We start from the raw sequence: 440 nt of genomic DNA on the forward strand, positions 1-440 counted from the left end.
ATTATACACTGAGGGCAACAACACATTCACGTTTTTGAGATGTGTACATCGAGTCTGAGGATTAATTACTCGCCTTGAGATAAGTCCTCTCAGGACGACCGACGGTTCCGTAGTTCAGATCAGCTTCCAGTTCACCGGTGCTAATTAGATACTCCAGATAACGGCGAGCAGTTGTGCGGCTTGCACCGATCTTCTCTCCTGCTTCATCGGCCGTCATCTGCTCTTGCCCTGTGAACAGTGATTTAATTTTGTCGAGAGTAACGCCATCAATACCCTTGGGCAATCGCTCTTTTGCTCCATCAACCGGGCCAGACGTTTGCATCATCTTGTCGACGATTGCCTGATCTAAATCAGATGCCTGATTAAACTGGTGTTTTTGCTGTACATATTTCTTCAATGCAGCTTCAAGGCGCGGAAACACAACTGGTTTTAATAAGTAA

Annotated in this window: 1 pseudogene; it reads right to left on the reverse strand. The window is 45.9% G+C overall.

Going from position 1 to position 440, the window contains the following annotated elements:
* Positions 1 to 61: 61 nt before the first annotated feature.
* Positions 62 to 440 (reverse strand): annotated as a pseudogene (locus QTO00_RS20870) (two-component system response regulator); the annotation flags it as partial.

This window comes from Vibrio sp. M260118, assembly GCF_036533755.1.
Lineage (GTDB): Bacteria > Pseudomonadota > Gammaproteobacteria > Enterobacterales > Vibrionaceae > Vibrio.